The sequence below is a fragment of the Anaerocolumna chitinilytica genome (assembly GCF_014218355.1).
Lineage (GTDB): Bacteria > Bacillota > Clostridia > Lachnospirales > Lachnospiraceae > Anaerocolumna > Anaerocolumna chitinilytica.
In genome coordinates this window covers 1546396-1563980 of record NZ_AP023368.1, presented here as the reverse complement: position 1 = coordinate 1563980, position 17585 = coordinate 1546396, and the positions used below count along the sequence as shown (strand labels likewise).

The following is a 17585-nucleotide window of genomic DNA, read 5'->3' as shown; positions in this document are numbered from 1 at the left end:
CCATTTTTTGTTAATGAGTGCTTGCATTCCTTATCAGAACGCAAACCTCAGTGTGAAATGTTCTTTATTTCACACTTTTTACCTTTCTCCTTTAATATATTTTGTATCCCTCATGTGTCACTACTACCCTCTTCTTTTCCCCATGCCACATAAGAGGAAACTCCAACTGTTCCCATTCTTTCGGCAAGTGTGGTTCAAGTACCACGTCCTCTTCCCACATTGCACTATTAAGTCCTGCAAAACCATATACAATTAACTGCCACAAGCCGCCACAATTTGCAATATGTATACCCTCTTCGGCTCCCCGCTTCTCAGGGGACATATCAATATCTATCACCTTATTAAGAAAGCTTTCTGCTTCTGTAATCCTTCCCATGTGCGCTGCCAGAATACCGTGAACCGCTGCGGAAAGAGAGGAATCATGAGTGGTAATCGGTTCGTAATAATCATAATTTGCTTCTAGCTGCTGCTTCGTAAATTCCTTAGGAAACAGCATCATCATTTCCAGTACATCTGCCTGCTTTAATGCCTTTGAGCGATAATTTTTTTCCTGAGAAATAAATTCTCCAAAACATCTGGAACGGTCCGTCCAGATCGCATCAAAATCCAAATCAGCATAAGAAGAAAAATCATCAGACTGCATGATAAGTTCATCTGTTTCCTTGTAGGGAAGCCTTAAGCACTCTTTTATTGCCTCCCACTCTGCAAGTTTATCCTTCTCCGCTTGATCAAACTCCCTACAATACTTAAGGGTTTTTTCCAAAGAAAACTTTACCATTCGATTGGTAAATGCATTATTCATAGTCATTGGAAGATATTCATCTGGGCCCATAACACCTAAAAGTTCATACTGTCCGTTAATCTCATCCACACGTCCGGCCCAGTACTTTGCTGTTTCCTTCATGATTTCCAGGCCGCATTCTTCTATAAAAGCCACATCGCCAGTAGCTTTTACATAATGCTCCATGGCATATATGATATCTGCGGTTACATGAATCTCGTGATCTGCATACTGCCAGCACGCACATTCCTCCGTGCCAGTCACAGAAGATTCCCAGGCATAGCGCGCACCTTCATAGCCATAGGCTTTTGCATTTTCCTTTGCTCCTGGAAGCGTTAGGTAGCGGAACTTCACCAGGTTTCTTGCTGCCTTTGGATTGCTATGGATAAAGAACGGCAGCATATTCATCTCTGTATCCCAGAAGTATCTGCCACAGTACCCTTCTCCAGCATGACCCTTGGCGCATATAGCTACTCTTGGATCATCTTCATTATCCGCTCTCATCAAATGGTAAATAGACATTCGAATGGCCAGCTGTGCTCGATTGTCCCCTATGATTTTTACATCTGCCGCTTCCCATTTCTCTGCCCATTTAAGTCTGTGTCTTTTAAGAGCCTTATCCACATTAAAGGTTCTGATATCAACATCTGCTACCTTTAGTTCCGGAATTTCTCCGTCCCGATCTGTACTGACATGGATCACTTTCGTTATGGTAAGCTGTTCCCCTTCCTGTATCACTTGTTCTCCTTCCTGATCTAAGTAGGAGCACATGGTAACGATGTTTCCACCATTGGTTTCTGTAATTACACGGGTTATACCCTCTTGTTTTTCTTTTATTACTTTTATAAAATGATTAAATCCATTGGTTCTGACACCGGTGTTAATGTCACCTGTTACATTTAGGTTGGCATTTCCTGATTCTGCTTTTATTGTTAGCATCTGCACGGCAATATGTTTATCTGCCATGGAAATGAATCGTTTAAAAGTAAGTGCCAGTTCATTTCCCTTCTTTGTCTTCCAGATAAATGACCTGGTAATTACACCATCCCGAAGATCCAGATACCTTTCATACTTCTCAATCTGACAATTTTCCATGTCCAGCACTTCTCCATCCACATTTACCCTTAAGTCAAACAAGTAAGGAAGATTGATGGTTTCTGTTTTCAAATAAGGATGGGGTCCCACTATACCGGGAATATAGGTTCCCCATTTGGATTTTTGTTTTTTATGCTTTTCTAAAGTAACATTAGCAGGCTTTCTATCATACTCTTCATCCTGCAATGCTCCCGATATTCCTTCTTCATAGCTACCCCGCACATGAAGATAACCATTCCCCTGGGTCATTAAGCCTTCATAATACTTTACCATATCCCCATTGTAGGAATTTTCATATAGACACCAATTCGTATTCATTTTAACTCCGTTCCTGTGTATATTTCTTTCAACCTTCCCGCCATGTGTCGCTTTTGCGGCATCTCAAATAATCGAGGCCATTATCCCTTCACTGATCCGGCAGCCAAGCCTGAAATTACCTGTTTTTGAAGTAATATAAATGTAATGATACTAGGTATGACAACTACTACCGTTGCTGCAAACATGGCACCGTAATCGCTGGCAAAGGCACTCTTAAAATAGTAAAGTGCAATTGGAAGCGTTCTTTTTCCGGTATCCCCTGTTAAAGTAAGAGCTAGCTGGAATTCATTCCAGCACAGTAAAAACTGAATAACACCTGCCGTAGCAAATGCCGGTCTTGTAAGCGGCAGAACAATCTGCACAAAGGTTCGGAAAAATCCGGAGCCATCAATATAAGCCGCCTCTTCCAAGGTATACGGAATGGTCTTTATGTAACTCATCATGACATAAAAGGTAGTCGGCATACCAAGGGCTGTGTATATAAGAATCAGTCCGGTTCGCGTATTGTAAAGACCTGTAGCATTCAATATGATATATAACGGCTGCAAAAGTGCTGCTCCAGGAATAATCAGTCCTATGGAAAACAGAAGCATTACCAAGCCCTTTAACTTAAAGGAGTTTCTTATTACTACATAAGCTGCCATGGAGCATACAATAAGATTCAATGCTGTTCCTACGATGGAAATAAAAATACTGTTCTTATAAAAGGTTATAAGAGGCGCCAGCTTAAAAGCTGTCACATAATTGCTAAAGTGAAAACCGGAAGGAAACAAAAGCGTTCCGGATAAAATCTCACTATTGGTTTTAAAGGAAGAAAACAACACCCACGCAAAGGGCACTATGGAGATGACCACTATGACCGTCAGCAATAGGGCTGTAAGTATTTTTCTTATTGTTCTAAACATAATGTCACCCTTTCTATTCTTTTGCGTCCATATTGAACATTTTGCGAATACTCTTAAGCACAATCATGCCTAGAATTACCAGTAAAACACCTTGCGCATTTGCCAGTCCATAATCGTTACTGGTAAATACAGTCTTATACAGATACATAGGCATATTCATGGTTCTACTTCCCGGTCCACCGTTGGTGGTCATCATGATAATGTCCAGCTTCTGCAGCATACTGGTAGATGCCAGAACGACAGAGGTTCCGATTATATTTTTCATAAGAGGTAAAATCACATATATATCTGTCTGAAAAGACGAGGCCCCATCGATCTTTGCTGCTTCATATACATCTTCCGAAACAGATGACATCTCAGCCATGACTAAAACTGTAACAAGTCCTGCGTATGGAAGCCATGTCATGGTAACTGCAAAAAATGCAGACTTTGGATCCATAAACCAGTTTTGAATAAAGCCTTCTCCCGTTATTTTCGTAATTAATGAATTAACAAGTCCATACTGGGGATTCATCACACATAAGAACAACATCCCCAGTGCTGCACTTGAAATAACATTTGGTATAAAGTAAATTGTTCTTATTGCACTGCTATACCATTTCTTTTTTGCTAAAACAATCGCTACGGTAGTTCCAATAAGTACATGAAAAGTTGCCTGAAGAAAAATCCAGACAATCGTATTTTTTAAGCCGTCCATAAATGTTTTGTCTTCTGTAAATAGATATGTAAAATTCTTTAATCCAACAAATGATATATCCTTACCAATGGACCAATCTGTAACTGATGTTCCAAATAATACTGCAATAGGCCCAAGGAATACAAAGCTGAATAATAAGATTCCCGGAAGCAGAAATAGTATTATCCATTTCTTATTTTTTGTCATCGTATACCTCCATGCAACCACTTCCTGGCTGCTCAAATCATGGAAGAACAAGTCGTTTGCATAAGTGTGCAAACATCGCGGTTCTTCCCTTGTGAATTGCTTTTTCATTCACATTATTCTAAATTCTGTAAAAATAGGCAAAAATATAGCCCAAGCATAAATATGAAGCTCTGTTAAGTTCTTATTTATGCTTGCGCAATTGGTTAAATCAATTTATTTCTTGCTCTGTTCTGCTACCTTTGTAAGTTTATCTGCAAACTCCTTAGGAGTAATTTCATCATATGCAAGTTCTGGATATCTAACAGCGGTTTCATCTACGATAGCAGTGAATGCTGTATTGTCGATATTTTGAAATGTGTACTTTGCACTACCGGATAGATTGATTAGGTCTGTAAGAATAGGATTGGCGGCTTTGTATTCATCAGACAGCTTTACGTTGTCTGTCAGAGGAAGAACACCAGCTTTCTCAAGGAATACGCTCTGGGCATACTCACCGGTCTTGAACTTAAGGAATTCAAGAGCACCCTTTTGTTCTTCTTTAGATTTTCCATTTGTACAAAGAATATATCCAACCTCAAACTGTGAAACTAATCCATCTTCTGGATAAAGCGCTACACCAACCTTATCGCCAAAACCAGGTATAGACTTGGTTTCATCTGTAAAATCAGGACACATCCAAGGTCCGTTAGCGATCATAGCTACATTACCCTGTTCGAAGTTGTTTGCTGCATTTGCATAAAGTGCACCTACTGCATCCGGAGTAGTGTACTCCTTCAGGCATGTTTGAATCATCTCAAGAGCCTTGATTACTGAACTGTTACTATAGTTTGTAGGATAGCTGGTATTCATGAAAGCATTTCCCTCTGCACCATCTGTACCAATCATTGCAGCCAACCAAAGGTTTGTGGTCCATGCATTTTCACCAGTCATCAGAGCCAGTGGTGTAAATCCAGCTTTTTTTAACTTTGCATTGTTGCTCATGAACTCATCCCAAGTCTTAGCCGGTGTGACGCCTGCTTTTTCAAACATTTCTTTGTTATAGAAATATCCGATATTCTGTCGCTGATTGGAAACAGAGTAAACGCTTCCGTCCTCTTCCATATTGTAGTTCATAGCATCTTCACCTACAAACTTCATCCACTCTGCATCTTCATCTAAAAATGGCTTAATATTTACAGCCTGTCCATTATCGATAGCCAGCTCTCTGATACCATTCTTACCAATAAGTACGTCTGGTAAGGTCTTAGAAGAAGCTAAAACCTTCATCTTATCAACGAATGCGTTATCACTTGGAAGCTCTTCAACTACTACTTTGTACTTGCCTTCATACTTCTTATTGAAAGCACTGATTACTTCTGCTTCAGCAGCTGCAGAGGTATGAGCACCAACCATAAAAGTTGCATAAGAAATTTCTACCGGTTCAGAGCTTGTTTCCTCTGTCTTACCCCCTGCATTACTGGTACTTGTATCTTTGTCTGCCTTGTTACCACATGCTGTCAATGACATGACCATGGTAAGGGCCAACAGTAAAACAATTGCTTTTGATAAACTTTTTTTCATAAGCACCCTCCTAAATAAATGATTTATTGTTTAACACATGATCATAATACCGTATCTGCCATTGATTCAAAATAGACTCCTTTTTCTTCCTGTTATAGAAAATTGACCACTTCTTGTAGTAACTATTTATTTTTTATTTTACTTGTGTGTTTTTTACCTTTATATAAATATTTTGATATATTATAAGGGCTTTCACTAAATTTATTGGAAGTTAATGGATTGATTCTCCATAACTGATTTTATATCCCTTATTGTCCCTGCCTGAAATCAGTTGGACTCTTTCCTGTATATTTCATAAAAATATTAGTAAAATAAGGCGCATCCTTGAACCCTACTGCCTGTGCTATCTCATAAATCTTCATACTAGTCCCTGACAGGAGTTCTTTTGCCTTACCCACTCGATACATAGCAATCTTTTCTGTAACCGTATAGCCAGTTAATTTTCTATAAGCACGGCTTACATAGCTGTTGTTCAAATATAATTCATTGCAAATATACTGAAGATTAAGTTCCTCCCTGTAATGTTTTCTTATACATTCTTCCACCTTATTTACCAACTCATTTTTAAAATTCTGTTTACCAATGCACAGTGCTCTGACTCTTTCAATGGTATCCTTTCCTATATGGATTAACCGAAAGATAGTTTTTGCATTCTGAATCTTTTCATAAACTTCCTTTTCCATCTCATTAAAGTCCTGATCTACATCCAGATGATACCTAACTGCCTTATGTATTATGGAGCTACAGATCATCAGCATATACAGCTGACACTGTTCAACGGTACAACCGGTATCAGCCAGCATTTCAAACCCTTCCTTAAGCTTACCTGGTGCCTCCTGGTTTTCCTCATCAAAGGTAAGCTCTAACAGTATATTGGTGTATCTGTCCACATCAAAGGCTGTGATAGCACCCGGTAGAGGCTGCGAAGTGTACACTTTAATTGCAGTTCCCCTAGTTGTTATCTTAGCCAACGCCTGTCTTGCTTCTTCATATGCATTTTTAAGCTGCTTTACATCTTTTACTTCTGAGCTGATTCCAAGTTTAATATCAATCCTCATGAATTCTTCTATCATGATAATTATATTGTTAAAATAATCTACGATGGTATTTAGACCGATAGTGCTATTCTTTTTGTAACTTACAGGAATAATCAAATAGGAATCGGAAACGGGTATAATGTTGTAACTACAGTCTTTTAAAGAGATTCGAAGAATGTTATTAAGAAGTTCAGGCATATCTTGATTTCCCTCTTTCTTATCAAAATAGGTAATATCGCAAGCACAAAGAACATAATTATTCTCATCAAGTTTACCTTCCAATATCTCCTTATCTGAAATCTGCCCTGTCATAATAAGACGCTGAAACACTTTAACATAATCAAAGCTACCGAGCCCCTCTGCTCTGCCTGATTCTCTCGTGTCTCGTTCCTTTACAAGCATGTCTATGGTTTTATTGATTGCTAAGGGCAGTTCTTCTATAAATTCATTTTTTACAATGAAGTCAGACACATTATACTTAATTGCTTGCTTCGCCAGTGCAAAATCAGAATATGCTGTTAAGATAATTACCTTAGCTGGATACTTCTCGCTTATTTTTTTACTCAACTCAATTCCATCCATATTAGGCATTTTAATATCAGTCACAACGATATCCACTGTATTACTTTCCATATACGCAAGTGCAGTACTCCCGCTGCTGCAGGAGTGTACCACTTCGCACCCCAGTTCTCTCCAATTAATTAAATGAATAATACCTTCTCTGATATTACGTTCATCATCAACTATCATTACTTTTATCATACTCTGTCTCCACAATCTTCTTCGGTATATGTATTTCTATATCTGTTCCTTCCTTTTCCTTGCTATGAATGATCAGACCATATTGTTCACCATAAATCAACTTCAATCTTTGATTGGTATTGTTAAGCCCCATTTTATCACGGCGGATACTTCCGTCGTTTTCCAATCCTACCTTTTCAGAAACCACCTGAGCTGCATTAAAACCGGCTCCATTATCTATGACATGAATCAATATTTCTTCTTTCTCCTTTGAAACAACATAATCCAGGGTCACACGGACCATGGCTCCTTCTGACATATTCTCGATACCATGTACAATAGCATTCTCCACCATTGATTCAATAATCAGCCTGGGAACTTCGCAACCCAGTATAGAATCATCCGATACATCAATGCTATAATTAAGGCGATCATCAAATCGTTCCTTTTGAAGCCAGAGATAATACTCTACATACTTAAGTTCCTCCTTAATTGACACGATGGCACGGGCATCTTTATAGATACCTGCCCGTAACAATCCAGATAACGATGAAATCATCTTATAAATCTTTTCATCTCCGGACATTTTTGCCTTTATCTGTATGGTTAGTAAAATATTAAACAGAAAGTGAGGATTCATTTGATGTTGTAAAAACTTAATTTCCATCTCATCCAGCAATATTTTGGACTCATAGGAACTCTTGACCAAACGTTTAACCCCATTGGTTAAAAGAACAAAAATTACCACGATAAAGGCTGCAAAAAGTACAGATATTGCAAGGAAGGATTTCATTCCCAAAAATGTATGCATTACTAACTCCTGCTTTGGATAAAGATAGATAAAGTTGTATTCTTTGTTTATTGCTCGTTTTGTTACAATATAGCTGGTTCTATTCATCACAAGCTCTCTTTTTTCTTTGGAATTAGACAAACCGAGTAACTCCTTTGGCACTTTTTTGCCCATCCATTCTCTATCATTCGCAGAATAAATCATACCCTTTTTGTCTGTCATAAATACCAATGAACCATCATAGGTGGCCAGGCTACTCAATCTGTCACCAAAACACCTTTCATTGGTAGCCCCTATAATGTATAGCTCATTCTCACTTTTAAAATCTGATTTGATACGAAGTGTGGTATAGATTGTATTATCTTCTTTCGTGGGAGGAATCTCTACCGTATAATCCTCTTTATCCCTAATCTGCTTGTATATCTTCCCGGAAGAGGTAATAATCTGCTTGGTGCTAAAAGGCTTTGTATAAGTAAAAGCAATCAATTTATCATTTTCATAAATAACAAAGTAATCAAAGAGATCAAAGTTCCATACATTATTGTCTGTAAGAATCTTCTGCATTTCCTGGTTCAGGTTCTCTATATTCAGGTAACCCTTCTTGCCTCCCCTTGAGAAAAAAGTCTCATCATTTCGCCAGCCTTCTATTGAATTACTGCCTGACAGTGAAAAAGTCGTTCCTCTGATCAGCTCATGGGTCTGTTTAAGACTGTCAATGTTCACGTCAACCATAATATCGATATATTCATTGTTATCCTTTAAAATATTTCTATAGGTCCCGTAACTCACATACATTCCATATAGCAGAAACGCTACCATCAATATCATGCTGAACTTAATAATCAGACTATTTTCTTTCATCCTTTATCCCTTTCGCCTCTTCGATTCTAGACGCAACATCCTTTATTTCTTTTTGATCCATAAGATATCCCAACGTAATCCAGGAATCCATATATTCGTGAGGCTTCAGATACATCAGTTCTCCATCAATAGCCTTCTGTTTGATTGAATTTGGTCTGGTCTTACATGGTTCAATGGCATACATCGGCTTTCCTATGGCTCTTTTGGCTATCAAGGTTCTTGGAAATACATCCAAAGGTCTTACAAGAACAGCTGCCATAGTGTATCCATCATCCACCAGCATCTCTGCTGTTATATGATGGGTATTTGGTAGAGGAAGCATCGCAAGGCCGCTTACTTCTTCCGGTACATATTGATAACATCTGATTGGATCCAGTGACATGCTGTAGTCGTTTATTTTCTTTGGATCTTCCTCGAACGGAGCCGAATCACGCAGAAGCATATGTTCTGTTTTTACAGGAAGCACATATCTACCGCCTTTTGATACAAAAGCTCCTGCCGGTTGTATATGAAAACCATCATCAATGTGCTGCCTGTCATCTGTAAGGTTGATCGTTCTTTCATAACGAGTCAAAAAAGTGGAATTCCGCTTTGTTACGATACGGATTTCCTTTCTATACACTGGTTTTTTTTCATATCCCCGAATTGTCACATTACCCAAAACCTCTATTTCTTCTATCGATTCATTCACATAAATAGTGCTTGGATCTGCCGCAGAGTAAGCCCCGGTTCCATGGACGGTTCTAACCTCATCCGGTGTTCCAAATAGCTCTGGTCCAATGGTAGCAACACTGGCCACAAATCCTTTATCCCAGGCTCCCTGTTCTTTTAAATCAACGCTATCGGGATGAAGCAGTTCCCCCTCCGGAGTCTCCCAGGATACCTTCTCTCCATTTATGTAAATATCACCAATATCCATGCCTCTCTCCGGGAGTACTGTAAAAGACATACAACCATTATCAATGGTCAATACGTGAAGCTTTCTGCCATACTTATCTGTTAATTCATTCATATTTTACCTCCATAATTTCGCCCTGCTATCTCTTTTATCCTCCTACTCATAGATAGGATATCTGAAACGCAATATGCATGAAATAGGTGGCATTTCCTTTGTCATGTAAAATATTGACCTTACATGTCTCCGCATTAAATATATCTGTTATAGCTTATAGAATTTTGACTTTTGTTGTAAGATTTTATCCTTTGAACAAATCAGAAAATAAGAGGACTCTCGTCCTCTTCTCTATCAATCACTTAAACTTATCAATCTTTATACCCATACTTATCTCATAAATATAGCACCATTATATAACATTTGTTCCAAAAATCAAACTTTAGATCTTTCAGATTTGTGTTAAGTGCCAATTTGAAAAATCCCATTGTTCCCATAAAGAAAAGGCATCCCGAAGGATGGCTTGTGGCTTGTACAAGTCTTGCAGACAAAAAAAAGAGGACTTCCCAAACCGTACTACGACTTGAGAAGCCCTCTAAAATTAAGCATTTTATTAGAATTTACCTGCATCAGCAGCTTCCTGGATGGCAACTGCTACTGCTACTGTGGCTCCAACCATAGGGTTGTTACCCATTCCGATTAAGCCCATCATTTCTACGTGAGCAGGAACGGAAGATGAACCTGCGAACTGAGCGTCAGAGTGCATTCTTCCCATAGTATCTGTCATACCGTAGGAAGCAGGACCTGCTGCCATGTTATCAGGATGAAGAGTTCTTCCTGTACCGCCGCCGGAAGCTACGGAGAAGTACTTCTTGCCCTGTTCAACACATTCCTTCTTGTAAGTACCTGCTACAGGATGCTGGAATCTGGTAGGATTGGTGGAGTTACCTGTGATGGAAACGTCTACGCCTTCTTTGTGCATAATAGCAACACCTTCTGTTACGTCGTTAGCTCCATAGCAGTTAACCTTTGCTCTGTCTCCGTTAGAGTAGGATTTGCGGTATACTTCCTTTACTTCTCCGGTATAGTAATCCATCTGTGTCTCAACGAATGTAAATCCGTTAATTCTGGAGATGATCTGTGCTGCATCTTTTCCAAGACCGTTTAAGATAACTCTTAAAGGCTGTTTTCTTACTTTGTTAGCGGAGAGTGCGATTCCGATAGCACCTTCAGCTGCTGCGAAAGACTCATGACCTGCAAGGAAGGCGAAACATTCTGTGCCTTCTTCTAATAACATCTTTCCTAAATTACCATGTCCTAAACCAACTTTTCTCTGGTCAGCAACAGAACCAGGGATACAGAAAGCCTGAAGTCCTTCACCGATTGCAGCGGCAGCATCTGCTGCTTTTCTGCAGTCTTTTTTAATAGCAATTGCAGCGCCTACAATATAAGCCCAGCAGGCATTTTCAAAACAAATATTCTGAATACCTTTTACCTGGCTGTATACATCAAGACCGGCTGCTTTTGTAATCTGCTCTGCTTCTTCGATAGAAGCTATTCCATAGCTGTTTAATACAGCGTTTATTTTATCTATTCTTCTTTCATATGATTCAAATAAAGCCATTTTATGTATCCTCCTTCGGTTATTATTCTTTTCTGGGATCGATGATCTTCACTGCATCCGCAACACGTCCATACTGTCCTTTGGACTTCTCATAAGCGGTAGTCGGGTCTTCACCCTTTTTAATGAAGTCAGTCATTTTGCCCAGGTTTACGAACTGATAACCGATAATCTGGTCTTCTTCATCAAGAGCAATTCCGGTAACATAACCTTCTGCCATTTCAAGGTAACGGGGACCTTTCTTTAAGGTTCCGTACATTGTACCAACCTGGCTTCTTAAGCCTTTACCTAAGTCTTCAAGTCCTGCTCCGATAGGAAGTCCCTCTTCAGAGAAAGCACTCTGGGTTCTACCGTAAGCGATCTGTAAGAAAAGCTCTCTCATAGCAGTATTGATAGCATCACATACAAGGTCTGTGTTCAGTGCTTCCAGAACAGTTCTTCCGGGAAGGATTTCTGCTGCCATAGCTGCGGAGTGAGTCATACCGGAACATCCGATTGTCTCAACTAATGCCTCCTGGATAATACCGTCCTTTACGTTTAAGGTTAACTTACAGGCTCCCTGCTGAGGTGCACACCAGCCAACACCGTGTGTTAAGCCGGAAATATCTTTTACTTCCTTGGCTTGTACCCATTTTGCTTCTTCCGGGATAGGTGCTGCCCCGTGGTTAACGCCTTGCGCAACCGGACACATCATTTCTACTTCATGTGAATAAATCATGTCAAGACTCCTTTCAATGTACATCAATAATTGCATTATAAATCGTTATTATTTTAACACCGCACTTATTTTCTCATAAAAAGTCAAATTAGTCCATAGTTTTTGATAAAAAATTATTAACTTGGGTTCTTCACTTTTACTGATACATAGGGATTGTCTTTTATTGTAAAACGCCAGAGATACTCCTTTGCTTCACCGGCATAATCTATATTAATCCGTTTTGAAGCTTCTATTACAATATCTGTCTTTTGCTCCGGTTCTTCCACATATAAAATATCCTCACACAAGTCTGTTCCATAGCTGTCTTTTCCGATTGCCATTGCCTGACAGAGCTTACCGGGCCCGCTAAGAAGAGCCTTCCGTTTATCCGTATTTCTTCTTCGTTCCATAAGGGAAATTCCGTCCAGAGGTTCCAGGGCACGAAGAAGAACCACCTCCGGTACGTTTTCTTCATTTGCTACAATATTCATACAGTAATACATGCCATAAATCATATAGATATAAGCATAGCCGCCTTCCTTATACTGAATATTACATCTGCCGTCTTTCTTTCCCTTATAGGAATGGGCCGCTGCATCAACTACTCCCATATAGCTTTCTGTCTCTACAATAATCCCCTTGGTAACACCCTCCGGTGTCTGGTGAACCAGTACCTTACCCAGAAGAGCCTTTGCCAGGGATAAACCATCCTGCCGGTAAAATTCTCTTGGTAATTTCATCTTAAACCTCCATGTATATGTCAATATCTGATACTGCTAAAATATTAGTTTTATAATAAACCTACAAATAAGTTATTGTTATTAAGTATAGGAGATGCTAGGATAATTTTCAATATACATAATAAGCTGCACCTCCATAAGCTCTCTTCACAACAATTAGGATGAAGAGGCAGCTTATGGAACTGCAGCTAAGTTTAGCATAACCGAAAACGTTTTTATTATTACTAGGATAATAGAAGTTCCCTTAATTCTTCAATCTGTCGAACAGGTTTTTGGCATTTTTTATTCTCGCAGAGATAATATGCATCACTTTCTTCCAGCGGATAATCCTCTATAAAAGGTATCAATTCAGCTAACATCTTCGCATTGTCCTTATTCTTTACAATTACTGTCAAATCAGGTGTGTAAATTTCCCGAAGAAAACACTGAAGTTCTTTTGTATCCTTACCAGCAGAAACATATACAAGCTCTTTAGAGGGATTAATTTCTGAAAGCATCACGGACAAAGCAGCACAGTGAGAAAGAGGATACTGGATAACTCCTGAAAGGTAATTTAACTGCAGTTGATAGGCTTTCATTAAAGATGCATCTCCGGTAAGCAGTGCAAGTTTTTGTAATACCCATGCTGCTATTGAATTACCGGAGGGCATGGCATTATCTTCTGCCGTCTTTGGACGAAACAACAGACTCTCGGCATCCTTTGCATACAGGTAAAAGCCTCCTTCCACCCAGTCAAAAAACAACTCCAGCAGCACGTTTGTATAGCATACAGCCTCCTTTAGATACTCAGCTCTAAAACTTCCTTCGTAAAGCGAAATCAAAGCCATGCAGTAAAATGCATAATCCTCCAAGTGCCCTTCTCCCTTACTGGAACCATCCCTGTATAATACTTTGAGCCTTCCCTTCTCCGTCAAATATTTCTGTATAAATTCTACTCCCTTTACTGCCTCCTCCAAATACTCCTCTTTTCCTATTACCCTATAGGCATTAGCATAAGCAGCAATCATTAGGCTGCTCCAGGAAGTCAGTATTTTATCATCCTTATGAAGTTTCATTCTTGATAAACGATACTCATACATTTGCTGTCCCAATCTGTCAATTCGTTCATCCTTGATACTTTGAAACTCATCAAAGTTTATTGCTTTTATGCGATTTGGAATATTGGCACCTTCAAAGTTTCCTTTTGAAGTAATGTCAAAATATTCATTAAAATACTTTCCATCCTCTTCACCAAGTACTTTGATTGCTTCGTGGTGTTCGAACACATAGTATTTACCCTCTTCTCCTTCACTGTCTGCATCCTGTGCACAGTAGAAGCCTCCTTCTCTGTCAGTAAGCTCCCTCTTCACATATTCCATTATCCGCTCAGCAATATCCCTGTAAGGCTCTATCCTTGTATATTGATAGCATTCCAGATAGGCACTGGTCAACAGGGCATTGTCATAGAGCATCTTCTCAAAATGTGGTACCAGATAAATAGCATCTGTGGAATATCTTGAAAAACCAAACCCGATGTGATCAAATATTCCTCCCCGGTAAAGTGCCAGAAGCGTCTTCTCTGCTATCTCGAGGGTTTCCTTATCCTTAAAATAGTAAGAGTATTTTAATAAAAAAGTCAGATTATGGGGTGTCGGAAACTTAGGTGCTCTGCCAAAACCGGCATTTTCCTTATCAAAATATCTTTTTAAATAAGAACCTCCTGTTTGCACCAGCTCCTGCAAGCCGATTGCTCCTTTCCGATTCTCATTTTCCTTTAATGCCCTTGTAATATCCTCAGAAGATTTTATCAGTTCGTCCCTGGAACCTTCCCACGCTGCTTTTATGGCGTGAAGCAAATCCAATAATCCCGGCCTCTGATAGAGGGAATGCTTTGGAAAATAGGTTCCGGCATAAAAGGGTTTCTGATCCGGTGACATGAAAATACTAAGTGGCCAGCCTCCGTCACCTGTCATATTTACGCACACAGACATATACACGCTGTCAATATCCGGACGTTCTTCTCTGTCCACTTTGATAGAAACAAAGTTCGCATTTAAATATTCCGCGACCTCATTATCCTCAAAGGACTCATGTGCCATTACATGGCACCAGTGACAAGTAGAGTAGCCGATACTTAAGAAAATCGGCTTATTTTCCGCTTTCGCTTTCGTAAATGCCTCATCACCCCATGGATACCATTTGACAGGATTATAGACGTGTTGTAACAGATAGGGGGATTTTTCATCAATTAATTTATTTGGAATTCTGGTAGTACCTTGACCTTTATTCGTTACATGTTCGGTTGTATTCATATGGACGCTCCTTATTGCATATTCGTTCGTTATAACAAGATAAACTTATTTAATTATTATGCCAATAAAGAGTGGAATTTATAAGATGTGATATACAATAACGTTGAAATTGTAAAATGTAATAGACTACCCTAAAAATTTCTGTTTTACCAATTGATCTTCTTTATTTAAATGGTTTTCACTTATATAAGCTAATAAGATCCTTCACAAGTATTTCTTCATTTGTAAATTGAATTTTATTATTACTTAAAAATCCATCCAATGATTGAATTGTTTTTTCCATAATAGAAATTTTCCATTTTCTGCTTAAATCTTTTTTAAAACTAATATAAATTTCATTTTTTAATGGTTCATATACGATTGTACACCGAGTATCCTCCCGACTCGTTTTACTTAAAACTTCAAAGGCTTCATTTATTCCAAAGCTATGAATATTATTATGAATATATTCATGAGCACAAATATATCTATCAGCACCTATACCATTTACTTTATTATAATCTGCTTCCTTAAAATCCCCATTCGGAAAATTAGTCATAATAATAAAATCATTATGAATAGGACTTACTATATTTGTATCATTTCCTTCTTCCAGTATAAATGCATCACCACTTTTATCAGCGATAATAGTATGTAGCCCTAAGTCTGGGAACAATGGATTTCTAGGATACGAAATTACTCTTTTACTTATTTCAAAAAATTCAGATGTTTTTCTTGTTTTCTTTAGCACCTCATCAAAAATATCAAAAGCAAACCAATCATTTTCGTTACAACTTGATTTAAAACCTGAACTATATTCTACTGCTTGAGTACAGATAAAAAGACCGTCACTATTAACACCAGCGATATCAATGTATTTATTTTCCATTAAGCCTGAAAAATGAAAAATATTTTTATCATTATAACTATTGATTTTCAGTTTTAAATCAATATCTTCAGCATCGAAATTCATACCATAAATAGCCTTTTCTTGACTGTATACTGCAAAACTAGTACACATTTTGAAACCTCCTTTTAATATATAATTTCGCTATAATATGTTAGAGAATTTTTGAGATCATTAACTCATTTACCATTGGCTTCACCACTTTCTTAAACTTCCATCCATATGATATCACCAGACATATCGATGGTTCAACCTCAACATTTTTCATAATCAAAAATGCGCCACTCGTTTTACAAAATTTTAAATTTAAATTAACTTAAGTATTGACTCTCTCGTTACGTAATGGTTTAGGCTTGAATAAAAAGGAGGAAAAATGAAAACGGTTAAAGAAATGTCTGAAATCACAGGAGTTAGTATAAGAACATTGCGGTATTATGATGAAATCGGATTATTAAAACCAACACAATTAACAGAAGCTGGTTATCGACTCTATGATAACAAATCCTTAGAGAAACTGCAGCAAATCATGTTCTTTAGAGAATTAGAGATACCATTAACCGATATTAGTAAAATTATGGATAATCCTGATTATGATAAAGAACAAGCCTTATTAACACAAAAGTCTCTTCTAGAAAGTAAAAGAAATCGCTTAAACGGAATTATTGAGCTGATAACAGATGTAATGAAAGGAGTAAATACAATGAGTTTTGAAGCCTTTAGCGATAATGATGTACAGAAAATGTTAGACCATACACTGGAAAATATGTCAGAAGAAATCCTTGCAGAACAAGTAAAAAAATATGGAAGTTTAGAAAAGTACCGTGAATATCTGACTCTTGGTTTTCAAAATGAACATGCAGTAGCAGATGTATTAAAATGGTATGGGAGTAAAGAAAAAGCTGTAGAAGCTGTCCTTCAATCAATTCCAAATAAAGAAGAACAAACACAACAACAGGCAAAAAATGTAGAAAACTACAAGCAACTTATGCAGGCTAAAGAAACAGGAAATGTTGCTTTAGAAAAAGAAGCCATTGCAAATTTATCAGAACTTTACAAGAATATGTTTAATTTGGATAACGCAAGAGCTATACTATTGGATTTGGCAAAAGAATATACCGAATATGATAAACTTGCAGAAGCAACTGATAATCAGTTTGGAGAAGGATGTGCCGAATATACAGCCCAAGCAATCTACCGGTATTATGGTAAACTCTAAATGAAGTATTTCTGTCATAATGTTTATGAAGAGAAACATGTAATAGCCTCTCATATCTCTCCTGTAAATTGCTTTATTGGCAGTATACAGGGGAGAGCTTCTTGTATTATCTAGTGCACTGTTTTGTCTGCCTCATCTAATTTAAGTTCGATATCATCCTTCAACTGGTCATACTTTTCAAGGCTCATAACTCCCATAGTACAATAACCTTTTTTACTAATTTGTTATACCCAGATTTTAAATAAAAGAAACCTCACAAAACAAAGTGAGG

The 17585-nt window shown here is 38.1% G+C and carries 13 protein-coding genes; 1 reads left to right on the top strand and 12 read right to left on the bottom strand.

Going from position 1 to position 17585, the window contains the following annotated elements; translation table 11 throughout:
* Positions 1-91: 91 nt before the first annotated feature.
* The 12 genes from bsdcttw_RS06755 to bsdcttw_RS06700 form a co-directional block, all read right to left on the bottom strand.
* Positions 92-2194 (bottom strand): glycoside hydrolase family 65 protein, encoded by a 2103-nt coding sequence (locus bsdcttw_RS06755; RefSeq protein ID WP_185258621.1) that lies wholly within the window; start codon positions 2192-2194, stop codon positions 92-94.
* Positions 2195-2274: 80 nt separating this feature from the next.
* On the bottom strand, positions 2275-3099 hold the full coding sequence (locus bsdcttw_RS06750; RefSeq protein WP_185258620.1) for a carbohydrate ABC transporter permease: 825 nt from the start codon (positions 3097-3099) through the stop codon (positions 2275-2277).
* 13 nt (positions 3100-3112) lie between these two features.
* Positions 3113-3982: a carbohydrate ABC transporter permease gene (locus bsdcttw_RS06745; protein ID WP_185258619.1), complete on the bottom strand. Its 870-nt coding sequence runs from the start codon at positions 3980-3982 to the stop codon at positions 3113-3115.
* A gap of 213 nt (positions 3983-4195) precedes the next feature.
* Positions 4196-5542: an ABC transporter substrate-binding protein gene (locus bsdcttw_RS06740; protein ID WP_185258618.1), complete on the bottom strand. Its 1347-nt coding sequence runs from the start codon at positions 5540-5542 to the stop codon at positions 4196-4198.
* A 248-nt stretch (positions 5543-5790) separates the two neighbouring features.
* Complete coding sequence (locus bsdcttw_RS06735) at positions 5791-7341, bottom strand: response regulator (RefSeq protein ID WP_185258617.1); 1551 nt, start codon at positions 7339-7341, stop codon at positions 5791-5793.
* Positions 7319-8971, bottom strand: coding sequence for a sensor histidine kinase (locus bsdcttw_RS06730; protein WP_185258616.1), 1653 nt, complete (start codon positions 8969-8971; stop codon positions 7319-7321). The genes bsdcttw_RS06735 and bsdcttw_RS06730 overlap by 23 nt, the downstream gene beginning before the upstream one ends.
* Complete coding sequence (locus tag bsdcttw_RS06725) at positions 8958-9983, bottom strand: DUF4432 family protein (protein WP_185258615.1); 1026 nt, start codon at positions 9981-9983, stop codon at positions 8958-8960. The genes bsdcttw_RS06730 and bsdcttw_RS06725 overlap by 14 nt, the downstream gene beginning before the upstream one ends.
* Positions 9984-10476: 493 nt before the next feature.
* On the bottom strand, positions 10477-11487 hold the full coding sequence (locus bsdcttw_RS06720) for a GGGtGRT protein (protein WP_185258614.1): 1011 nt from the start codon (positions 11485-11487) through the stop codon (positions 10477-10479).
* Positions 11488-11509: 22 nt separating this feature from the next.
* Positions 11510-12202, bottom strand: a complete 693-nt coding sequence (locus bsdcttw_RS06715) for an iron-sulfur cluster assembly scaffold protein (RefSeq protein ID WP_185258613.1) — start codon at positions 12200-12202, stop codon at positions 11510-11512.
* A 116-nt stretch (positions 12203-12318) separates the two neighbouring features.
* Complete coding sequence (locus tag bsdcttw_RS06710) at positions 12319-12921, bottom strand: DNA-3-methyladenine glycosylase (RefSeq protein WP_185258612.1); 603 nt, start codon at positions 12919-12921, stop codon at positions 12319-12321.
* A gap of 224 nt (positions 12922-13145) precedes the next feature.
* Positions 13146-15212: a thioredoxin domain-containing protein gene (locus tag bsdcttw_RS06705; RefSeq protein WP_185258611.1), complete on the bottom strand. Its 2067-nt coding sequence runs from the start codon at positions 15210-15212 to the stop codon at positions 13146-13148.
* 178 nt (positions 15213-15390) lie between these two features.
* A complete protein-coding gene (locus tag bsdcttw_RS06700; protein WP_185258610.1) occupies positions 15391-16212 on the bottom strand; it encodes an Ntn hydrolase family protein in 822 nt (273 codons plus the stop codon).
* Between the two features lie 259 nt (positions 16213-16471).
* Between bsdcttw_RS06700 and bsdcttw_RS06695 the strand changes: the two genes are divergently transcribed.
* Positions 16472-17314: a MerR family transcriptional regulator gene (locus bsdcttw_RS06695; RefSeq protein ID WP_185258609.1), complete on the top strand. Its 843-nt coding sequence runs from the start codon at positions 16472-16474 to the stop codon at positions 17312-17314.
* Positions 17315-17585: the final 271 nt, after the last annotated feature.